Origin of the sequence: Nocardiopsis sp. NPDC058789 (genome assembly GCF_042745575.1) — a bacterium.
Classification (GTDB): domain Bacteria; phylum Actinomycetota; class Actinomycetes; order Streptosporangiales; family Streptosporangiaceae; genus Nocardiopsis; species Nocardiopsis eucommiae.
The window spans coordinates 70030-90227 of the sequence record NZ_JBHYOW010000002.1; the positions used below are offsets into that span (position 1 = coordinate 70030).

The following is a 20198-nucleotide window of genomic DNA, read 5'->3' on the forward strand; positions in this document are numbered from 1 at the left end:
CGGAGGCGCGGGGACCAGGGGTTCCCGGACGTGCCGTGGGAACGACGGACGCCCCGGCCGGGGACTCGGGCCGGGGCGTCGCGTACGGGGGTGCTACAGGATGATCCGCATGGGCTCTTCCAGGATCTCCGCGAGCTCCTTGAGGAAGGCGGCGCCCACGGCACCGTCGACCGCGCGGTGGTCCACGGACAGCTCCAGGGGGATGCGGTTGCGCACCGCCACCTCACCGTCCACGACCACGGCCTCCGGACGCATGGCGCCGACCGCGAGGATGGCGGCCTCCGGCGGGTTGATCACGGCGGAGAAGCTGTCGATACCGAACATGCCCAGGTTGGACACGCTGAAGGTACCGCCGCTCATCTCCTGCGGCTTCAGCTTGTTGTCCCGGGCCTTGCCCGCGAGCTCACGCGTGCGCGTGGAGATCTCGGACAGGGTCGCCTTGTCGGTGTCGTGCAGCACCGGCACGACCAGCCCGGCGTCCACGGCGACGGCCACGCCGACGTTGGTCCGGTGGTGCTGGACCAGGGTGTCGTTGATCCAGGAGGTGTTGACCTCCGGGTGCAGCTTGAGCGCGGTGGCGCACGCCTTCACGATCAGGTCGTTGAAGCTGACCTTCACGCCCGTGCTGGACAGCTGCTCGTTGATCTGGCCCCGGAAGGCCTTGAGGGCCTCGGCGTCGATCGAGCGGCGCAGGTAGAAGTGCGGGACCGTCTGCTTGCTCTCGGTCAGACGGCGCGCGATCACCTTGCGCACGTTGCTGGTCTTGACCTCCTCGGAACCCCGGACCTCGTCCTGGGTCGGGGCGGCCTGGGCGGCGGGCGCCGGGGCGCTCGGCGCGGGGGCGGCCGGGGTCGCCTGGGCGGCGGACCCGTCCTTGGCGGCCTCGATGTCGGCGCGCACGATCCGACCCTTGGGGCCGGAGCCCTGGATCTTCGTGATGTCCAGGCCGTACTCCTTGGCCAGCCTGCGGGCCAGGGGAGAGGTCCGGGGGCGCTCACCGGCGGGCTCGTCGGCGACGGGGGCGGGCGCGGCGGCGGCCTCCTCCTGCGGCTCCTCCTTGGGGGCCTCGGTGGCCGGGGCGGCGGGCGCGGCCGCTTCCTCGGGCACCGCGTCCGGGGAGTCCGCGATGAAACCGATGACCTCACCGATGGGGACGGTGTCGCCCTCGGAGAAGTTCTGCTTGACGAGGAAACCGTCCTCGTAGGCCTCGAACTCCATGACGGCCTTGTCGGTCTCGATCTCGACCAGCACGTCACCGGAGGCGACCTTGTCCCCCACCTTCTTGACCCAGGTGGAGATGACGCCCTCCTCCATGGTGTCGGAGAGGCGGGGCATGTGGATCTCGCTCATTGACTACTCCCTCTACCCGACCCGTTTGCCGACGGCGCTCAGGGTTTCCTTGATCGCGGTGCTGATCGACTCGACCGACGGCAGGGCGGCGGTCTCCAGCGGCTTGGCGTACGGCATGGGGACCTCGGCCATGGCCACCCGGCGCACGGGGGCGTCCAGGTAGTCGAAGGCCCCCTCCTGGATCGACGCGGCGATCTCCGCGCCGATGCCGTAGGTGAGCCAGTCGTCCTCACAGATCACCGCGGCACCGGTCTTCTTGACCGAGTCCACGAAGGTCTGCCGGTCGAGGGGACGCAGGCTGCGCAGGTTCACGACCTCGACGCTGATGTCCTCCTCGGCCAGCTTCTCGGCCACCTGGGTGGCGACCATCGCCATCCGGGAGTAGCCGATCAGCGTGATGTCGCTGCCCTCGCGGGTCACGGCGGCACGGCCGATGGTGGCGACGTTGTCGTTCTCCGGCTCCGCGTAGTCCTCGGGTACCTCACCCTTGGAGTTGTACAGGCCCAGGTTCTCCAGGAACAGGACCGGGTCGTCGTCGCGGATCGCGGCGCGCAGCATCGAGGAGGCCTCGGCCGGGGTGCTGGGAGCCATCACCTTGAGGCCGGGGATGAAGGAGTAGAACAGCTCGATGTTCTGCGAGTGCGTCGCGCCGAGCTGCTGACCGCCGCCGCCGGGGGTGCGGATGACCAGCGGGACGCTGGTCTGGCCGCCGAACATCCCGTAGATCTTGGCGGCGTGGTTGATGATCTGGTCGATGGCGATCAGCGAGAAGTTGATCGTCATGAGCTCCACGACCGGGCGCAGGCCCAGCATGGCGGCGCCGACGGCGGCGCCGACGAAGCCCTCCTCGGCGATGGGGGTGTCCTTGACCCGGCGGGGGCCGAACTCCTTGAGGAGCCCCTCGGTGATCTTGTAGGAGCCCTCGAAGACGCCGATCTCCTCGCCGATCACGAGGACGTTCTCGTCACGCACCATCTCGGCGCGCAGGGTGTCGCGCAGGGCCTGGCGATAGGTGATCACGGACATGTGAGTGGTTCCTTCCTATTCCGCGAACACCGGGTCGGCGGGCATACGCCGCGACTCGTTCGGCACCGGGGTGGCGTAGGTGTAGTCGAAGAGCGTGGAAACGTCCGGCTTCGGGCTGTTCTCCGCGAAGTCGGCGGCCTCGGTGACCTCGGCCTTGACCGAGGCGGCGATCTCGTCGCGCAGGTCGTCGGTGAGGATCCCGGCCTTGGCCAGCTGGGCGTCGAAGATCACGATCGGGTCGTTCTCCTCGGCCCGGGCCGACTCGCGCTGCTCGTCGGTGCGGTACTTGGCCGGGTCCACGACGGAGTGGCCCTTCTGCCGGTAGCTCCAGGCCTCCAGCAGGAACGGGGTCTGCTCCTCGCGGGCGCGCTCGACCAGGCGGGTGGCGGTGTCGCGGACGGCCAGGACGTCACGGCCGTCGACGCGCTCACCCTCGATGCGGAAGGCGGCGCCGCGCTTGTAGAGCTCGGGCTCGGCGGAGGACATCTCCACGGTGGTGCCCATGCCGGTGAAGTTGTTGATCACCACGAAGACGACCGGCAGGTTCCACAGCTTGGCGATGTTGAGGGACTCGTGCCAGGCGCCGATGTTGGTGGTGCCGTCGCCCATCTGGCACATGACGACCTCGTCGCCGCCGCGGTAGGTGACGGCGAGCGCCGCACCGGTGGCCAGGGGGAGCTGGCCGCCGACGATGCCGTAGCCGCCGAGCATGCGGGTCTCGGTGTCGTACATGTGCATGGAGCCGCCCCAGCCCTTGGACACGCCGTCGACGCGTCCGTAGAGCTCGGCCATGACCCGCTTGGGGTCCATGCCCTTGCCGATCGCGTACCCGTGGTCACGGTAGTTCGTGAACAGGTAGTCGCGCTCCTGGAGGGCGGTCATCAGACCGACGACGGTGGCTTCCTCGCCGAGGTTGAGGTGGCAGTAACCGCCGACGCGGGCCTGGGTGTAGGCCTGTCCGGTGCGCTCCTCGAAGCGTCGGATGAAGAGCATCTGGCGGTAGTAGTCGAGGAGGGTCTCCGGCTTCTCGTTGCCGATGCCGGAGTCCTTCCGGGTCCGGCGCCGGGACGCGGAGGCCCGGGCGGTGCCGCCCTTCGGCTTGGCCGTGTCAGCCATGGTGTGCCTTTCTACGTGCGCGGAGGCCGCGCGCATCCGTCCTGTGGGTCGGAGACGCGGCCCGCCCGGACCCCGCTGTCAGGCGTGGTCCCGGCGCGTGCCGCCGCCGGGCTCATCGGCGGCGACACTGTGGCTGTTGCGGGGCGCGTCCGGTCGGGCCTGGCGGGGCCCGGGTGCGGACGCGAAGCGAATCGGGGTCACGTGTGCAGTTGTCGCGCCGCGACCCTTGACGGCATTGCTTCCCGGTCTGGGGTGCGGTAAGCATCCGCCGGGAGGTCGGCCGAGTTCGTTCACCGGCCGGATGAACAACCCCGTGCCACCAGGGGGCACGCGCGTGTGTGGTGTGACGTGCGTCGCGCACACTCTACGGTCTGATCGATGATCGATCAATACAACTTTAGGACAGAAACCCGGAGTTCGGTGCAAACCACCAGGTGACGGCAGGAGCCGCCCAGGTGGGAAGGGAGGGGAGGGGCGTGGAAGCCCCGCCTCCCGGGGCCTAGCGACTGCCCTCGTGGGTCCGGAGCGCCGCCTCGACGTAGTTCATGACGTGGTCGCTGAGCATCTGCCCCACGGCGGGATCGCCCTCGCGGAAGGCCCGTGTGATCTGCGCGTGGTCGGCGGCCTTGGCGTGCAGCTCCATGTTGAGCCAGCGCACCGACAGCGCCGTCCACACCTCGACCCCCAGGGACTCCCAGGTGTGCAGCAGCACGCTGTTGTCCGCCGCCCGCACGACCTCGCGGTGGAACTCCACGCTGTGCCGGATCTGCTCGGTGACGTTCCCCTCGGCCGTGGCGCGCTGGAGCGCCTCCACCTCGCGTTCCAGGACGGAGGGGTCCTCGGCGAGGCGCGGCGCGGCCAACTGTGCGGCGACCAGCTCTAGACCGGCGCGGACGGGGTAGATCTCCGCCATGTCCTGGACTCCGAAGGCCCTGACCCGGGCCCCCTTGTTCGGCACGGTCTCGATGAGGCGCAGCGTCTCCAGCTCGCGGAGCGCCTCGCGGACCGGCGCCTGGCTGACCTTCAGCTCCGTGGCGATCCTGCGTTCCACGATGCGTTCTCCGGGCTGCCAGCGGCCGGACAGCAGACCCTCGACCAGTACCTGCCGGATCTGTTCCCTCAGCGGCTCACGGGCCAGCTTCGAGGGGTCCTCCGGCAACTGTGGGAGGTCGACCATCCAGGGCCCTTCCGTCTTCCGACCCGTGCGCGACCAGCACACGTGCCGACACACTCCAGCGTCTGACAAGCTCCTTGAAGGGTGCCACACGCGCACGTGTCCGCCGGACGGTCGGCCTCGAAGTGCTAACGGAACCCTCACGAACCGGTCGCGTGCGGGTGAAGCGCGCCGGTCGTCGACGTGGGCTTCCGGCAAAGTCCGAGGTGGAAGGGTCACACTTGGCCCGGGAAACCACCAATGAGGGCGACTGTCCGGGTAGGCTCGCGTGTTGGCAATATCCACCCAAAGCCGTACGGAGAGTTACCCACGTCACGGTGATGGCCCGACGAGAGCGCCCTGACCTGCGCTGACCGAAGCAATCGCGGTAACGAGCGCCCACACAGACGCCACTGTCGACCAGTTCCGTTCCCTGGACGTCGAGCCTGCCCGGCGACCGGTCACGACCACCGTGAACCAGTCCGAAGGTTCGACCGTCGAACGGGGTGTGAGGGGTAAGCCCCCGGTACGTCCCACACTCCGTGTCGGCCCCCGGGGACGTCAGGATCAGTCCCAACAACCGCGGCTAGCCCGTCCCCCACGCCTCAAGCAGTGCCACAGGCGAGCCCACGACGTGTGAGACAGCACTGAGCACATGACGCAACCTTCGCGGACCCGGCACGCGCGGTCCAGACAGTCCACGACGCCACACGAACCGGAGCGGCGCAAGCCGGAACCCGGACCCTACAGCGGCCCGATCCCCGTGGTGCCGAGCAAGGAGCTCGCGCCGGGGCCGCCCGTCGTGCGCGCGGTCAGGTGGCCGAGTGTGAGCGAGATCGCGTGGGGGCTGGCCTCCGACCGCATCGCGATCATGCTCTTCGTGGCGCTCATCGTCATGACGATGCTGGCCGCGGGGCCGCTGCACCCGGTCGACAACCTCCTCAACGAGCTGCCCCGGCCCTACTGGGACACGCTGCGCGAGCCGCTGATCTTCTGGCCGGACAACGTGGCCTCGCGTTACGTGGCCCTGCCGGTCCTGGGCGTCACCACGCTCCAGCTGGCCTACTGGCACCGCAGCTGGCGGCCGATCATCCTGGGGGCGGGCGGCGTCTTCGGGATGATGTCCCTGGTCTCCGTGATGAAGCTGCTGTTCAACCGGGGTCACGCCAAGTACTACGACCCGGACTTCTTCGCGGGGGCGGGCAACGTCGCCTTCCCCTCCGGGCACGGGGCCAACGCGATCCTCATCTACGGCCTGGTGCTGTTCCTCATCATCCGGTTCGGCGCGGCGCGCCCCCACATCATCAGGCGGTTGGCCTACTGCATCGTGGGCATCGCGCTCCTCCAGTCGACAGTCTCGATCTACCTGCACTTCCACTGGTTCACGGACCTGCTGGCCGGGATGATCGCGGGCGGGTTCGCGCTCAGACTCACGATCCGCCTGGACCGGATGATCCCGCACGGCCACACCGTGCAGTGGTGGCCCTGGTACGGCCGGGAGACCGAGACCGCCACCTAGGCCGTGTTTTTTGGATCATTCCGCGCTCGCGTTGCCAGGCTGCCTCTCGGCGCGCCGATGAAGCTCGGACAGCCAAACCCGGGCGGGCCCCCGCTGTGCGAGGCTGCGGAGCTCGCGTAGCAGCGCACAGTAGGGGCAGCTTCGCTCATCGTCTTGCGAGAGATTGCCTGGCGGCCGCTCGCATCGATGGCGGCTCCGCCAGCCACCGGCGAAAGCATCCACAAAAACACGGCCTAGCCCGCTCCGGCCCGCAGGGGTCCGGCAGGAACACCCGTCGAGACGCTCGGCGGGTGTTCTTCGTGTTCGGACCCGCTTCGGAATACCCCCAAGGGGTATATGCGTTGGTGCGAGACGCGCGTACGACGCGGACCTCCGTGGTTCGGAGGCCCCGGGCGTGCAGGGTCGGAGCAGGAGAGGGGTCGACATGACGACAGGTCAGCAAGGCGACGACGACGGCGGGGCGCACGAGGGGCGCGCCGACCACGGTGAGCACCGTGACCACGGGGACCGTGCGCGTCACGGTAGCCACGCGGATCACACCGGTCACGGGGACCACGGCGCCGCCAAGGACCATGGTGACCACGGTGGTCACGGGGGCCACAGCGGTCACGGGGGCCACGGGGGCCACAGTGGTCACGGCGGACACGGGGACCACGCCGCGATGTTCCGCGCCCGGTTCTGGTGGAGCCTGCTCCTGAGCGTGCCCGTGGTGTTCACCAGCCACATGATCTCCGGGTGGCTCGGCTACGACGTCCCGCAGGCCCTCACCTGGGTGCCGCCACTCCTGGGCACCGTGGTCTTCCTCTACGGCGGCTGGCCGTTCCTCGCCGGTGTCCCCGGTGAGCTGCGCGAACGCAGGCCCGGGATGATGACCCTGGTCGCGATGGCGATCTCCGTCGCCTTCGTCGCGAGCCTGCTCTCCACCTTCGGGGTGGTTGGCATGGAGCTCGACTTCTGGTGGGAGCTGGTCCTGCTGGTCGTGGTGATGCTCCTCGGCCACTGGCTGGAGATGCGCGCCCTCGGGCAGGCCTCCGGGGCGTTGGAGGCCCTGGCCGCCCTGCTGCCGGACCGCGCCGAACGGGTCGGCTCCGACGGCGGGGTCGAGGAGGTCCCCGCCGCCGATCTTCGCACCGGCGACACCGTCCTGGTCCGCTCCGGTGGGCGGGTCCCCGCCGACGGCACGGTCGTCCAGGGATCCGCCGCCGTGGACGAGTCCATGATCACCGGCGAGTCCCGTACCGTCACCCGTGCCGAGGACGACCGGGTGGTCGCCGGGACGGTCGCCACCGACTCCTCCCTGCGGATCAGGGTGGACGCGGTCGGTGACGACACCACCCTCGCGGGGATCCAACGCCTGGTCAGCGAGGCCCAGGAGTCGAAGTCGCGGTCGCAGGCGCTGGCCGACCGCGCGGCCGCGCTGCTGTTCTGGTTCGCCCTCGCCGCCGCCGTGGTCACCGCGGCCGTGTGGGGAGTGGTCCTCGGGGAGGGCAGCCAGGCCGTCGAACGGACCGTCACCGTGCTGGTCATCGCCTGCCCCCACGCGCTGGGGCTGGCGATCCCGCTGGTCATCGCGATCTCCACGACCCTGTCGGCGCGCAACGGCATCCTCGTCAAGGACCGGCTGTCACTGGAGCGCACCCGGCTCGTGGACACCGTGCTCTTCGACAAGACCGGAACCCTGACCAGGGGCGCCCCGGCGGTCGGTGACTCCGCCGCCGTCGACGGGTGGACCGACGAACGGGTCCTGGCCCTGGCCGGGGCGGTCGAGGCCGACTCCGAGCACCCGCTGGCCAGGGCGATCGTCCGGGCCGCCCGGGAGCGGGGGCCGGTGCCCGGGGCCACGGACTTCCGTTCCCTGACCGGACACGGCGTCCGGGCGGTCGTGGACGGTGCCGAGGTCCAGGTGGGCGGGCCCGCGCTCCTGGAGTCCCTGGGCGTCACGGAACCCGTCGACCTGGCCGAACGCACCGGGTTCTGGCGCGACCGGGGCGCCACCGTCCTGCACCTGGTGGTGGACGGCTCCGTGGTCGGGGCGCTCTCCCTGGCCGACGAGGTACGCCCCGAGTCCGCCTCGGCCGTCCGTCAGCTCCAGGAGCAGGGGGTACGTGTGGCGATGGTGACCGGTGACGCCCGCAACGTCGCCGACGCCGTCGCCACCGAGCTCGGCCTGGACGAGGTGTTCGCGCAGGTGCTGCCGGACCAGAAGGACGCGGTGGTCCGGGACCTCCAGGAGCGGGGCCACCGGGTCGCCATGGTTGGTGACGGGGTGAACGACGCCCCCGCCCTGGCCCGGGCGGACGTGGGTGTCGCCATCGGCGCCGGGACCGACGTGGCCATCGAGTCCGCCGGAGTGGTGTTGGCCTCCGACGACCCGCGCGGTGTGGTGTCGGTCCGGAAGCTGTCCCGGGCGGGGTACCGGAAGATGGTCCAGAACCTGGTCTGGGCCGCCGGGTACAACGTGGCGGCGGTCCCGCTGGCCGCCGGGGTGCTGGCCCCGGTCGGCATCGTGCTCGCCCCGGCGGTGGGTGCGGTGCTGATGAGCCTGTCCACGATCATCGTGGCGCTCAACGCCCAACTGCTCCGGCGTCTGGACCTGCGTCCCACGGACTGACCGGGAGCGGTCGGAACGGCCCCGACCGAAGAGTGGAACCCCTGCCGGTCTGGACCTGCGGGGAACCGGGTGTCACCATTGTGGGTGCCGCGGACTCCCTCTTGTAGCGGGAGAGGGCCCGCGCAACCAGACCGCCGCCCCGACCGGTTACGGGGCGGCGGTCGCTCCGCGCGACCCGTCGGGGCGGGTGCGAGACGGGGGCCCGCTGTTTCACGTGAAACACCCGGTACCGGTCGGTCAGTCGCCCGCCACCGCGTCCTTCGGAGGCCGCACACGGGAGGGGTGGTCCATGCAGTGGCCCATCGCCCGGTGCCAGCGGTTGCCGCGCAGGTCCGGTTCGAGGGCGGCCAGCGCGGCCGCGTACTTGCTGAACCGGGCCTCCCGCACCCCGAGCGCGTGCAGCCGCCGCTCGGTGGTGGTCAGCCCGCCCCGGGTCTTGACCTCCAGCAGCACCACGTTCGGGCGCATCCGCACCTCCCAGTCGCCCCGGTAACCCACCAGGCCGTGGTCGATCGTCACCCGCTCCTCGCCGGACAGGGCCACGACGGTGGTCCGCCGGTAGTCGGTCACGGCGGAGGGCCGCAGGACGTCCGGGGGAGCGAGCCGACACCGGCTCAGCGAGCGGTCGAGGAAGTCACGGGTCCGCCAGGTCAGACGGTCCACGGGGGAGCCCGGGGGCAGTTCGACGCGCACCTTGTCGGTGATCCCGCGCGCCCCCTTCAGCTTCACCTCGAACATCGTCGTGCCGGTGTCCACGTAGGAGCGGGTGCGCACCTTGTAGCGCAGCCGCCGCCCCTGGCGGTGGTCGTGGAAGGTCCGCAGATCCGGGGTGTCCAGATAGGTGGACGAGTACAGGAACGACGTCCGTCCGTCGATCTCCAGGACCCCGAACGCGTCCTCCGCGCCGTCGAAGAGGGCGGGCACCAGGTCGGCGGGGAGCAGGTACTTGCGGCAGGTGCGGGTGACGAGGGCGGCGCGTTCGTTGATCTCCGCCAGGGAGACCGGGTGCAGCCGGTCCAGCCCGGACGGCGCCGTGGCGGGGGAGAGGACGGGGGTGGGGGAGGGGGTTCTCAACGCCCACCCCACATGGAGGCCAGCGGCTGGCGTCCGGCGGGCCGCCCCGGGACCTCGGTCGGCTTCGGTTCCTGGAAGCGCACGTCCACCACCATGAGGTCGCGTACGTAGTCCACCTCGGTGACGTCCACGTGCCGCACCCGGCCGCGCAGTCGCCGCTCCAGGTCCTGCCGGAGCGCCGTCGGGTCCTCGTGCACCACGTCCAGGGTCATGACCCGGCGCTGGGTGCGGGCCAGCAGCTTCGGGTGCCCGGCCACGTACAGGGAGGACAGCAGGAGGGCGTTCAGTCCCAGCAGCAGCCACGGTGCCGGAGCGGCCACCGCGTTCACCAGGCCGAGGGCGATCGCGATGAAGTAGTAGCCGATCTCCCCCTGGCTGATGAGGTCCGAGCGCAGGCGCAGGATCGACAGGACGCCGAAGAGCCCGAAGCCGACCGCCAGGCCGACCTCCTGCTGGGCCAGCATCGACACGACCGCGAAGATGCCGACGTTGAGCGCCACGTAGGCGAGCACCAGGTCCCGCCGGCCGTGCCTGCGGAAGTAGAGGACGTAGGACAACAACGTGATCGCGGTCAGGTCGACCGCAAGTGCGAACCAGAACATGTCGACCATGGTGGGCAGCCGCGGTGAGGCGATCATGAGCGCCGCATGAGGGAACCCTCATGTTTCGGAGGCGGCCGCCGCACGGGCGTCCGGTCCCGGACACGCGGGGGCCGACCGGCCCAGGTGCTCGGCCGGTCGGCCCCCGGGGAGGGCGCCTCGACTGGTCAGCCGGTCAGCCGGTACCCCATGCCCCGCACCGTGAGGATGCGTTCCGGGCCCACCTTGCGGCGCAGCGCGCGCACGAACACGTCCACCACGTTCGACCCGGGGTCGTAGTCGTAACCCCACACGTGCGACAGCATCTGCTGGCGGGTCATCACCTGCCCCTGGTGCCGCATGAGCAGCTCCAGCAGCGCGAACTCGCGGGCCGTGAGGTCCACCGAGTCCTCGCCCACCGCCACCCGGCGGGTCCGCAGGTCCAGGCGGAGCCCGCCCGCGTGCAGCACCGTCAGGTCCGGGGCGCGCTCCGTGCGCATCCGCAGCCGGACCCTCGCCAGCAGCTCCTCGAACCGGAACGGCTTGGTGACGTAGTCGTCCGCACCGATCTCCAGGCCCGTCACGGTGTCCCGGACGCCGTCCCGGGCGGTCAGGATCACCACGGGCACGTCCACTCCCAGGGCGCGCACCCTGCGGAGGACGTCGAACCCGTCGGTGTCCGGCAGCCCGAGGTCCAGCAGCATGAGGTCGAAGCCACCGGTGACGGCGTAGTCGACCGCCTCCGCCCCGGTGCCCACCACCGTGGTGGTGAACCCGCTGGCGGTCAGCCCCTTCTGGACGAAGGAGGCGATCCGCTCCTCGTCCTCGACGATGAGTACTCGGCTCACAGGTGTTCCCTTCCGACGCGGCCGGGGGTCAGGGGGATGACGAGGGTGAAGGTGGAGCCCGCCCCGGGCGCCGAGACCAGGTCCACCCGGCCGTGGTGCGCCTCCGCGATGGCGCGGACGATGGCCAGGCCGAGCCCGGCGCCCCGGTCGCCGCGCTCGGTGCGGCCGCCCCGGGAGAAGCGCTCGAAGATCCGGCCGTGCTCCACGGCGGGGATGCCGGGGCCCTGGTCGGCCACCCACAGGCGCACCTCGGAGTCGCTGACCCGCGAACCGGTGCGCAGGGTGGACCCGGGGGCGGTGTGCCGCACGGCGTTGGCCGCCAGCTGCACCATCGCCTGGGTGACGCGCTGGGGGTCCAGGCGCACGGTCTCCTCCGCCAGCGACTCCAGCCGCCAGTCGCGGTCTCCGAGCTGGCGCACCTTGGCGTCGATGTCGCTGGTGAGCTCGGCCAGGGAGACGGGCTCGGAGCGGACGAAGTCGGGCTGCTGGGCCTTGGCGAGCAGCAGCAGGTCCTCCACGATGCGGCCCATCCGGTCGAGCTCGTCGGTGACCAGCCGGACCACCTCTCGGCGCTCCTCGGGGTCGTCGCCCATGAGCTCCAGGTGGCCGCGCACGATCGTGATGGGGGTGCGCAGCTCGTGCCCGGCGTCGTCGACGAACCTGCGCTGCTCGGTGAAGGCGCCCTCCAACCGGTCCAGCATGCTGTTGAACTGCTCGGCGAGGGCCGCGATGTCGTCCCGCCCGGACACCTCGATCCGCTGGGAGAGGTCCTCCTCGGAGATCTGCGCGGCGGTCTGCCGGACCAGCCGCACGGGGGCCAGGATGCGGCCCGCCACCCACCAGGCGGCGGTGGCGGCGGCGAGCAGCCCGACCGCGCTGACCAGGGCGAGGGTGCCCATGGTCCCGGCGGAGGTGTCGTCGTCGTACGCGGTGAAGTAGCCGATCACGAACCAGCCCGCCGGGCCCCCGTCGCCCTCCGGGGGCAGCGCGCGGATCTTCTCCCACTCGACCGGACCGGCGGGGGTGTCCAGGACCCCTCGGGCGTCGGGGGTGCCCAGGACCGCCTCGACCATCGCGGGGTCCGCGGAGAGATCGTACGGGGGCTCCTGCCCCTGCCGGATGCGGCCGGTGACGGTCTCGGCCGAGCCCCGGTTCCCGCGTGAGGCCGTTCCCTCGGCGCCCGTGGCGCCCGACTCGGGCTCGTCGACCCAGCCGAAGAGGATCTCGGAGTCCTCGGGGAACTGGCGCTCCAGGTGGACCCGGATGAGGGTGGAGACGTCGGTGAAGGCGGTGCCGGTGCCGGGGTCGACCCCGACCGCCGCGAACTCCTGGAACTCCGCGATCTCCTGGTCCAGAGCGCGGTCGACCCGCTCGTCGGTCCGGGCGGTCAGCGCGCTCCACGTGACCACGTTGACCAGCACGAGGACGGCGGCCATGAGCAGGACCACCCAGGCCATGATGAGCAGCCGGGCGGGGACCCGGCGCCGCTGGGGAAGCTCGGGCTGCGGGCCGCGCAGCACGAGGGTCGGGAACACGGAGGTGCCGCCCGAGGAGGGGGCTCCCGGGGGCGGCGCGTCGTACGCCGGGTCCTCGGGTCTGGACCGGCCCGGCGGGACGTGGACGGTGGTGGCGTCGGGGTCGGCGGCGGGTCCGGGGTCGGTCCCCTCACCGTCCGCCCCCCGCTGGCGGTCAGTCGTCATCGTCGTCGTCCCCGTTCTCGTACCGCGTGTCCATGCAGGACTCCCACCAGAGCTCCCACTGTTCCTCACCCCAGGTCTCGTGGCCGGAACCCCCGTCGAGACAGTCGAAGGGGAAGCCGGTCGGCGGCTCGGGTGAGGGACTGGGCGAGGGCTCGGTCGAGGGCTCCGGAGAGGGGTCCTCGGAGCCGTCCCCGTCCCGGTCGGTGACCGGGGGAGGAGGGCTGACCACGCCGTCGTCGGGGTCGGCGGAGGCGGCGGCCTCGGGGGACTCGCCGAGCACCACCTCGGAGGCGAGCCCGGGGTCGGGGTCGCGCAGGAACAGCGCCCACAGCAGGGCGGCGACCGAGACGGCGACGACTGTCAGCGCCCCGACCGCCAGCGGCACCAGAGGTGATCTCATGACACGAGCTTCCCCTGTGAAGGAGGCGTCCGCATGAAACGGACGTGAGGAGATCTTCATGATCCCAGGTCGGCGGGCGACGAGGGGCGGGCCCCTCCGCACCGGAGGGGCCCGCCCGGGGCCCGGAGGCCGAGCCGTGCCCCTGGGGGCCTCCGCTTCGCCTCGGCCCGTCCCGTCGCGGTCAGGAACGGCCCTCCAGGTAGTGCACGGCGAGGCGGGCGAAGTTGTCGCCGCCGTGGCCCGCGTCCACGACCGCCCGCGCGAACGGGAGGACGGCCCCGAGCGGGCCCGGGTCCATCGACCGGTCCCGGGCGGCGTGGACGATGTGCTTCATCGTGGTCGTGTTGGAGAGGACGCCGGAGCCGTCCGCCGGGAACGAGCCCCGGTCGAGCTTGCCCGCCATGTCGGTCACGGACTCGGGCAGGATCCCGATGATGCCCTGGGCGAAGGGGGCGAAGTCCGCCGCCTCCACCCCTTCAGCCTTCGCCAGCGCGAACGCGTGCGCGAGCCCGGACATCGAGGTCCAGAAGATGTCGAGCAGCGCCAGGTCGTAGCCGGCGGCGCGGCCGTGGTCGGCGCCCAGGTGGGTGTGCGAACCGTTGATCGCGGCCAGGGTTCCCTCGTGGGCGCGGTAGACCTCCTCGGATCCGCTGTAGAGCACGACGGCGGAGGGGGTGCCGATGGTGAAGGTGGGCGACATCACCGCGCCGTCGACGTAGTCGATGCCGTGCTGGGCGGCCCAGGCGGAGGCGGCGCGGGAGCGGTCCGGGGTGTCGGCGGTGAGGTTGACGAGGGTGCGCCCCCTCAACGTGTCCGCGATCGGCAGGAGGATCGCGTCCGAAGCGTCGTAGTCGAGGACGCAGACGACCACCAGCGGGCTGGCTGCGACGGCCTCGGCGGGGGACGCCGCGAGGACGGCGCCCTTCGCGACGACCGCGTCGGCCTTGGACGCGGTGCGGTTCCAGACGGTCGTGGGGTGTCCGGCCTCCACGAACGCGCTGGCCAGCGCCTCGCCCATCGGGCCGAGGCCGATCACGGTGACGGGGGACTGGGTGGTGCTCATGGGTGTTCCTCTCGTCGTGCGGTGGTTCCCACGGTGCCCGGGGGCGCTGTCGGTCGGCCGTCGGTCCGCTGCCGGTCGGCCGCCACCCGGGCGGGACCCGCGCGCCGCCCCGAGGGCGCCCGCCCGCCCTCCGCCGGTCGGCCGGTTAGTCTGCGTGAATGCGTTTCGGGGTGCTCGGTCCGCTCACGGTGTGGACCCACGACCAGCGGCCCGTCCGGGTGGCCGAGGCGAAGGTCCGCGCCCTCCTGGCGGACCTGCTGGTTCATCGCGGTCGACCGGTCGCGGCCGACCGGCTCGTCGACGACCTCTGGGGGGAGCACCTTCCGGCCGATCCCGCCGGGGCGTTGCAGGGGAAGGTGTCGCGGCTGCGGCGCGCGCTGGGTGACGCGGGCGCCGTGCTGTTCGGCCCGTTCGGGTACCGGCTGAGGGTCGGCGCGGACGAGGTGGACGCGGACCGGTTCGAGGCGACGGTGGCGCACGCGCGGAAGCTGACCGACCGTGAGCGCGCGGAGGGGCTGGCCGACGCCCTGGCGCTCTGGCGCGGGGAGGCGTTCTCCGGCTTCGAGGACGCGGGGTTCGCCCTCGCGGAGGCCCGTCGGCTGGCGGAGCTGCGGCTGGTCGCGGCGGAGGAGCTGGCCGAGACGCGCCTCGACCTCGGGGAGCACGGGCTGGTGGCGGGCGAACTGTCCGAACTGGTCGCGGCGCACCCGCTCCGGGAACGGCTCCGCGCCGCCCACATCCGCGCGCTGTACGGCTCCGGAAGGCAGAGCGAGGCCCTGGAGGGCTACGGCGACGTCCGCGCGCGGCTGCGCGACGAACTCGGCGTCGACCCCGGCCCGGAACTCACCGCCGTGCACGCGGCCGTCCTCCGGCAGGACCCCGCGTTGCGTGCGGCGCCGCGCCGCACGGCGGAACGCGGCAACCTCCCGGCCCGTCTCACGGAGCTGGTCGGCCGGGCGGAGGCGGTGACGCAGATCCGCGCGTTGCTGGGCACCGGTCGGATGGTGACGCTCACCGGACCGGGCGGGGTGGGCAAGACCCGGCTGGCGGTGGAGGTGGCCCACACCCTCGGTGGGCGGTTCACGGACGGGGTGTGGCTGGTCGAGCTGGCCGGTCTGCCGTCCGGGAGCGGGCCCGAGGAGGTGGCCGACACGGTGGCGGCGACCCTGGGAGTACGGCAGGACGGGCCCCGGGACGGGGACTCCGCGTCCGAGCCGGGGACCGCCCGGCTGGCGGCCGCGCTGCGCGGCGGGCGGACGCTGGTCGTGCTGGACAACTGCGAACACGTGGTGGGCGCGGCGGCGGAGGTGGCCGCCGGGCTCCTCGGCGCGGTGCCCGGCCTGCACGTGTTGGCGACCAGCCAGGAACGCCTCGCCACCGCCGGAGAGCTGCTGTGGACCGTCCCGCCGCTCGACGCGGACGGCGCGGCGCGGATGTTCGTCGAGCGCGCGGCGGCGGCCGAACCCCGGTTCACCCTCACCGAGGAGAACCGGGCCCACGTGGAGGCGATCTGCCGACGGCTGGACGGCGTGCCGCTCGCCCTGGAACTGGCCGCCACCCGGGTCCGGTCCGTGGACGTGGCCGAACTCGCCGCGCGCCTGGACGACCGGTTCCGGCTCCTGACCTCGGGCAGGCGGGACGCGCCCGCGCGGCAGCGGACCCTGCGCGCGATGATCGAGTGGAGCTGGGAGCCCCTGACCGACCCCGAACGCGTGGTGCTGCGGCGTCTGGCGGCACACGCCGACGGCTGCACGCTGAGCGCCGCCGAGGAGCTGTGCTCCGGGGCGGGCGTGGACCCGGCCGACGTCCTGGAGCTGCTGGGACGACTGGTGGACCGCTCGCTGGTCGTGCACCGGGACGGGCGCTACCGGCTGCTGGAGTCGGTGGCGGCCTACTGCGTCGAGCGCATGGTGGCCGCAGGGGAGCTGGAGCGCGTGCGCGACCGGCACCTCGCCCACTACCTCGGCCTCGCGGAACGCGCCGACCTGCGGGGGCGCGACCAGCGCGACTGGCTGGCGCGGCTGGACGCGGAGGCGGGCAACCTCCGTGCCGCCCTCCAGCACGCGGGTGGCTCGCGCGACGGCCTGAGGCTGGCCAACGCCCTGGTCTGGTACTGGTTCCTCCGGGGCCGTCTCGGTGAGGCGCGGAGGTCGCTGACCCTCGCGCTCTCCCACGGGCGCGGCGGCTCCGAGGTGCGCGACGACGACCCGCTCAGGGTGGAGACGACGGCCTGGCGGACCGGCATCGGGATGCTGCTCGGTGACGACGTGGACCCCGTCGGCCGCTCCCGCGAGGTGCTGGAACGGTTCGACGCCCACGGGGTGCGGGCCGCGCGGGCGAGGTGGTTCATGGCCTACGCCCAGTACGGCTACGGGGAGCAGCGCATCCGTGAGGAACGGGTGCTGGCGGCGCTGGCCGAGTCCCGCGCCGAGGACGACCGCTGGGGAGTGGCGGCCGCGCTCGTCACGCTGGCCTCGCCCGCGCTCCTGCGCGGGGACATCGAGGCCGCCCGGAGGGCCGGTACGCGGAGCCTGGCACTGTTCGAGGAGATCGGTGACGGCTGGGGACGGCTGCGGAGCACCGCGGTCCTGGCCGACCTGGCCGAGATCGCCGGAGACTACACCGAGGCCGCCCGGCTGCGGCGGGACGGGCTCCGCGACGCCGAGGAACTCGGGCTCTGGCCCGAGGTCTCCTACCGGCTGGCGGCCCTGGGGCGGTTGGCCCTGCTCGCCGGGGACCTGGAGGAGGCCGACGAGCTGCACGAACGGGCACGGCGGATCGCGGCGGAGCGGACCAGCAGACAGGAGGAGCAGTTCGCGGAGATGGGCCTGGCCTTCGCGGCGCGGCGGCGGGGGCGGCTCGACGACGCCGAACGGCACCTCGACCACTGGCTGGAGTGGAACCGCAGCAGGGAGGGGGAACCGGGGGTGGCGCTGATCCTCGCGGAACTCGGCTTCGTGGCCGAGCTGCGCGGTGACGCCGAGACCGCCCTCACCCTGCACCGGCAGGGGGAGGCCAGCGCGCGGACCATGGGAGACCCGAGGTCGGTGGCGCTCGCCCTGGAGGGACTGGCGGGCGCGTACGCCCTCGCCGGGGAGCACGTACGCGCGGCGACCCTGCTGGGGAACGCGGCCGCGCTCCGCGCGTCGGTGGGCGCCCCGCTGCCCCCGGGAGAGCGGGGCGACGTCGACCGCGCCACCGCCAGGGCGCGTTCGGCGCTCGGTGAGCGGGGGTTCGCGGCGGCCTTCGCCGCCGGGCGGAACGGCTGAGTCAGTAGCGGCGGCCGCGCAGCTCCGCGACGAGCACCGCCGCCTGGGTCCGCCGCTTGAGGTCCAGCTTCGCCAGCAGCGCCGAGACGTAGTTCTTGACGGTCTTCTCGGCCAGGTACAGCCGCTCACCGATCTGCCGGTTGGTCATGCCCTCACCGATGAGGTCGAGGATCTGACGCTCCTGCGGGGTCAGCTCCGCCAGCGGGTCCGGCTCGGCCTGGGCGCCGCGCAGCCGCTCCAGCATCGCGCCGGTGCTGCCCGAGTCCAGCAGGGAGCCGCCCGCGGCGACCGTGCGCACCGCGCCGACCAGGTCGGCGCCGTGGATCTGCTTGAGCACGTACCCGGCGGCCCCGGCCATGACGGCGTCGTACAGGGCGTCCTCGTCCGCGAAGGACGTGAGCATCAGGCAGGCGATCTGGGGGTGGTCGGACCGGATCTCCCGGCACACCTGCACCCCGGAGCCGCCCGGCAGGCGCACGTCGAGCACGGCGACGTCGGGCAGGACCACGGGGATACGCGACAGCGCCTGTTCGGCGGTCCCGGCCTCACCCACGACGGTCATGTCGTCCTCGGTCTCCAGCAGCGAGGCCACACCGCGCCGGACCACCTCGTGGTCGTCGACGAGGAAGACCCTGATCGGCTTCCGGGCACCCTCGGCTCCACCGTCGATCATCGCGGACCTCCCTCGTCTCGTGTCCGTACGCGCATGACACCACTCCGAGGAAGACGTTAACGCCTGCGGGGGGTGCGGCGGGGGTCTTAAGGCACCGAACTCCCCGGGCGAAGGTCCCGGAAACGGACAAAGGACGGACCCGGGGGGCAAAGCGCCAGATCACGGCCGGTGCTGGTGTGGCCACCGTCGCCGCATCGTCACCATCTCGTCACCCGGCTCCGGCCCCCGCGCCCGGGCCCCGGGCCCCCGCGCCCGGGGCCCGGAGCCCGCGCGTCACGGACGTCGACCCGCCCAGGGGCGGGCGAGCTCGAAGGCGCGGCAGGCCCGGAGCACGCGCTCGTCGGAGTGCCGGGGGCCCACCACCTGGAGGCCGATCGGCAGCCCGGACCCGCTGAACCCGCAGGGGATGCTCGCGGCGGGCTGCTGGGTCATGTTGAACGGGTAGCTGAACCCGGCCCAGGAGGTCCACCGCTTCCCGGACAGCTCCGGCGGCGACTCCAGCCCGGCCTCGAAGGCCACGATCGGCATGGTGGGCGTCAGCAGGAGGTCGTAGGTCTCGTGGAAGCGCCCCATCCGGGCACCCATCGCCATCCGCAGCGCCATGGCCGTCAGGTAGTCCTGAGCCGAGTAGGTATTGCCCTCCTCGATGATCTCCCGCAGCCCCGGGTCCTGGAGGTCCCGGTCCCGGTCGCTGAGCCGGTCGGTGGCCTTGGCGGCGCCCGAGTACCAGAGCACGTGGAACTCCTCCAGGGAGTCCGGAAGATCGGGGTCGGCCTCCTCCACGTCGGCGCCCAGCGACGCGAACACGCGCACCGCCTCAGCGACCGCGCGGGCCACCTCCGGATCCACGCTCTGCCCGCCCAGGGTGGGGCTGTAGGCGATCCGCAGCCCCCGGACCAGCTCCTCCGGGTCGGTGCCGCGCCCCGCCTCGGCGAGGCCGGGCCCCGGCGTGGGCATGGCCATCCAGTCCCGGGAGTCGAACCCGGAGACGACGTCCAGCATGAGCGCCATGTCGCCCACGGTCCTGGTCATCGGGCCGGTGTGCGCCAGCGACCCGAACGGGCTCGCCGGGAAGTGCGGCACCAGGCCCCAGGTGGGCTTGATCCCGCAGATGCCGGTGAAGCTCGCCGGGATGCGGATGGAACCGCCCCCGTCCGTCCCGGTGGACAACGGGCCCATCCCGGCCGCCACCGCCGCCGCCGAACCCCCGCTGGAGCCGCCGGGCGTGGTGGACAGGTCCCACGGGTTGCGCGTGATGCCGGTGAGCGGGTTGTCGGTGACGCCCTTCCAGGCCAGCTCGGGGGTGGTGGTCTTGCCGACGAACACCGCCCCCTGCTCGCGCATCCGCGCCACCACCGGGGAGTCCTCGTCCCACGGACCCTCCTGCGAGGAGGTGACCGACCCCTTGAGGGTGGGCCACCCCTTGGTCAGGTGGATGTCCTTGACCGAGGCGGGCACCCCGTCCAACCGGCCCTCGGGTTCTCCGCGCCGCCACCGCTCGGCGGAGGCGCGTGCCGCCTCGCGCGCCTCCTCGGGGCGGACCAGGCAGAACGCGTTCAGAGCGGGGTTGTCCTGCTCGATGCGTTCGAGGACCGAGTCCACCGCCTCCACCGGGGAGAGCTCCCCGCTGGAGTAGGCGCGGAGGAGCTCCTCGGCGGACAGGTCGGCCGGTGTCACGGGCTGACCCGCGCGCGCCGTCGGGACGCCGCGCGCGGCCCCCGGGGCGGCCCCGGCGGAGCCTTCGGCCGCACCGGCGGCCGCACCAGCGTCATCGGTCCCGGCCCGGTCGGAACGGATCGTCACATCAGCCTCCCAAGT

Annotated in this window: 15 protein-coding genes; 3 read left to right on the forward strand and 12 right to left on the reverse strand. The window is 72.5% G+C overall.

The genetic code is table 11. From position 1 onward, the window contains the following. Positions 1 to 93: 93 nt before the first annotated feature. From ACFW3L_RS02480 to ACFW3L_RS02495, 4 genes are all read right to left on the reverse strand, one after another. The gene (locus tag ACFW3L_RS02480) at positions 94 to 1350 is read right to left on the reverse strand and encodes a dihydrolipoamide acetyltransferase family protein (RefSeq protein WP_378735513.1); all 1257 of its coding nucleotides are present in this window, start codon (positions 1348 to 1350) and stop codon (positions 94 to 96) included. Positions 1351 to 1362: 12 nt separating this feature from the next. Beyond that, positions 1363 to 2376 carry an alpha-ketoacid dehydrogenase subunit beta gene (locus ACFW3L_RS02485; RefSeq protein ID WP_378735515.1) on the reverse strand — a complete coding sequence of 338 codons (1014 nt, stop codon included), beginning with the start codon at positions 2374 to 2376 and terminating at the stop codon, positions 1363 to 1365. 15 nt (positions 2377 to 2391) lie between these two features. After that, positions 2392 to 3492, reverse strand: a complete 1101-nt coding sequence (pdhA, locus tag ACFW3L_RS02490) for a pyruvate dehydrogenase (acetyl-transferring) E1 component subunit alpha (RefSeq protein WP_378735517.1) — start codon at positions 3490 to 3492, stop codon at positions 2392 to 2394. Positions 3493 to 3991: 499 nt separating this feature from the next. Further along, entirely contained in the window at positions 3992 to 4669 is a 678-nt protein-coding gene (locus ACFW3L_RS02495; protein ID WP_378735519.1) for a GntR family transcriptional regulator, read from the reverse strand. 778 nt (positions 4670 to 5447) lie between these two features. Between ACFW3L_RS02495 and ACFW3L_RS02500 the strand changes: the two genes are divergently transcribed. Both ACFW3L_RS02500 and ACFW3L_RS02505 read left to right on the forward strand, forming a co-directional pair. Next, positions 5448 to 6164 carry a phosphatase PAP2 family protein gene (locus ACFW3L_RS02500; protein WP_378736168.1) on the forward strand — a complete coding sequence of 239 codons (717 nt, stop codon included), beginning with the start codon at positions 5448 to 5450 and terminating at the stop codon, positions 6162 to 6164. A 661-nt stretch (positions 6165 to 6825) separates the two neighbouring features. Next, positions 6826 to 8775 carry a heavy metal translocating P-type ATPase gene (locus ACFW3L_RS02505; RefSeq protein ID WP_378736170.1) on the forward strand — a complete coding sequence of 650 codons (1950 nt, stop codon included), beginning with the start codon at positions 6826 to 6828 and terminating at the stop codon, positions 8773 to 8775. Positions 8776 to 9012: 237 nt separating this feature from the next. Here the strand turns inward: ACFW3L_RS02505 and ACFW3L_RS02510 are convergent, their stop codons facing one another. From ACFW3L_RS02510 to ACFW3L_RS02535, 6 genes are all read right to left on the reverse strand, one after another. Continuing rightward, entirely contained in the window at positions 9013 to 9849 is an 837-nt protein-coding gene (locus ACFW3L_RS02510; protein WP_378735520.1) for a polyphosphate polymerase domain-containing protein, read from the reverse strand. Next, entirely contained in the window at positions 9846 to 10451 is a 606-nt protein-coding gene (locus ACFW3L_RS02515) for a DUF4956 domain-containing protein (RefSeq protein ID WP_378736172.1), read from the reverse strand. Before ACFW3L_RS02515 ends, ACFW3L_RS02510 begins: the two co-directional genes overlap by 4 nt. A gap of 164 nt (positions 10452 to 10615) precedes the next feature. Next, positions 10616 to 11275 carry a response regulator transcription factor gene (locus ACFW3L_RS02520; RefSeq protein WP_378735522.1) on the reverse strand — a complete coding sequence of 220 codons (660 nt, stop codon included), beginning with the start codon at positions 11273 to 11275 and terminating at the stop codon, positions 10616 to 10618. Then, a complete protein-coding gene (locus tag ACFW3L_RS02525) occupies positions 11272 to 12975 on the reverse strand; it encodes a sensor histidine kinase (protein WP_378735524.1) in 1704 nt (567 codons plus the stop codon). The genes ACFW3L_RS02520 and ACFW3L_RS02525 overlap by 4 nt, the downstream gene beginning before the upstream one ends. Continuing rightward, positions 12965 to 13375 (reverse strand): hypothetical protein, encoded by a 411-nt coding sequence (locus ACFW3L_RS02530; RefSeq protein WP_378735526.1) that lies wholly within the window; start codon positions 13373 to 13375, stop codon positions 12965 to 12967. The genes ACFW3L_RS02525 and ACFW3L_RS02530 overlap by 11 nt, the downstream gene beginning before the upstream one ends. Positions 13376 to 13556: 181 nt before the next feature. Next, positions 13557 to 14438, reverse strand: a complete 882-nt coding sequence (locus tag ACFW3L_RS02535) for an NAD(P)-dependent oxidoreductase (RefSeq protein WP_378735528.1) — start codon at positions 14436 to 14438, stop codon at positions 13557 to 13559. Between the two features lie 158 nt (positions 14439 to 14596). Here ACFW3L_RS02535 and ACFW3L_RS02540 point away from each other — a divergent pair, with 158 nt between their 5' ends. After that, positions 14597 to 17707 carry a BTAD domain-containing putative transcriptional regulator gene (locus ACFW3L_RS02540; protein WP_378735530.1) on the forward strand — a complete coding sequence of 1037 codons (3111 nt, stop codon included), beginning with the start codon at positions 14597 to 14599 and terminating at the stop codon, positions 17705 to 17707. A 1-nt stretch (position 17708) separates the two neighbouring features. On the opposite strand, the gene ACFW3L_RS02545 is transcribed toward ACFW3L_RS02540, so the two are convergent. Both ACFW3L_RS02545 and ACFW3L_RS02550 read right to left on the reverse strand, forming a co-directional pair. Further along, on the reverse strand, positions 17709 to 18380 hold the full coding sequence (locus tag ACFW3L_RS02545; protein WP_378735532.1) for a response regulator: 672 nt from the start codon (positions 18378 to 18380) through the stop codon (positions 17709 to 17711). A 273-nt stretch (positions 18381 to 18653) separates the two neighbouring features. Then, a complete protein-coding gene (locus tag ACFW3L_RS02550) occupies positions 18654 to 20183 on the reverse strand; it encodes an amidase (RefSeq protein WP_378735534.1) in 1530 nt (509 codons plus the stop codon). Positions 20184 to 20198 lie beyond the last annotated feature (15 nt).

Coding starts and splice junctions, on each gene's coding strand:
- ACFW3L_RS02485 (WP_378735515.1), bottom strand. CDS start 2,376: ATGTCCGTGATCACCTATCGCCAGGCCCTGCGCGACACCCTGCGCGCC.
- ACFW3L_RS02525 (WP_378735524.1), bottom strand. CDS start 12,975: ATGACGACTGACCGCCAGCGGGGGGCGGACGGTGAGGGGACCGACCCC.
- ACFW3L_RS02545 (WP_378735532.1), bottom strand. CDS start 18,380: ATGATCGACGGTGGAGCCGAGGGTGCCCGGAAGCCGATCAGGGTCTTC.
- ACFW3L_RS02515 (WP_378736172.1), bottom strand. CDS start 10,451: ATGTTCTGGTTCGCACTTGCGGTCGACCTGACCGCGATCACGTTGTTG.
- ACFW3L_RS02505 (WP_378736170.1), top strand. CDS start 6,826: ATGTTCCGCGCCCGGTTCTGGTGGAGCCTGCTCCTGAGCGTGCCCGTG.
- ACFW3L_RS02495 (WP_378735519.1), bottom strand. CDS start 4,669: ATGGTCGACCTCCCACAGTTGCCGGAGGACCCCTCGAAGCTGGCCCGT.
- pdhA (WP_378735517.1), bottom strand. CDS start 3,492: ATGGCTGACACGGCCAAGCCGAAGGGCGGCACCGCCCGGGCCTCCGCG.
- ACFW3L_RS02480 (WP_378735513.1), bottom strand. CDS start 1,350: ATGAGCGAGATCCACATGCCCCGCCTCTCCGACACCATGGAGGAGGGC.
- ACFW3L_RS02530 (WP_378735526.1), bottom strand. CDS start 13,375: ATGAGATCACCTCTGGTGCCGCTGGCGGTCGGGGCGCTGACAGTCGTC.
- ACFW3L_RS02540 (WP_378735530.1), top strand. CDS start 14,597: ATGCGTTTCGGGGTGCTCGGTCCGCTCACGGTGTGGACCCACGACCAG.
- ACFW3L_RS02535 (WP_378735528.1), bottom strand. CDS start 14,438: ATGAGCACCACCCAGTCCCCCGTCACCGTGATCGGCCTCGGCCCGATG.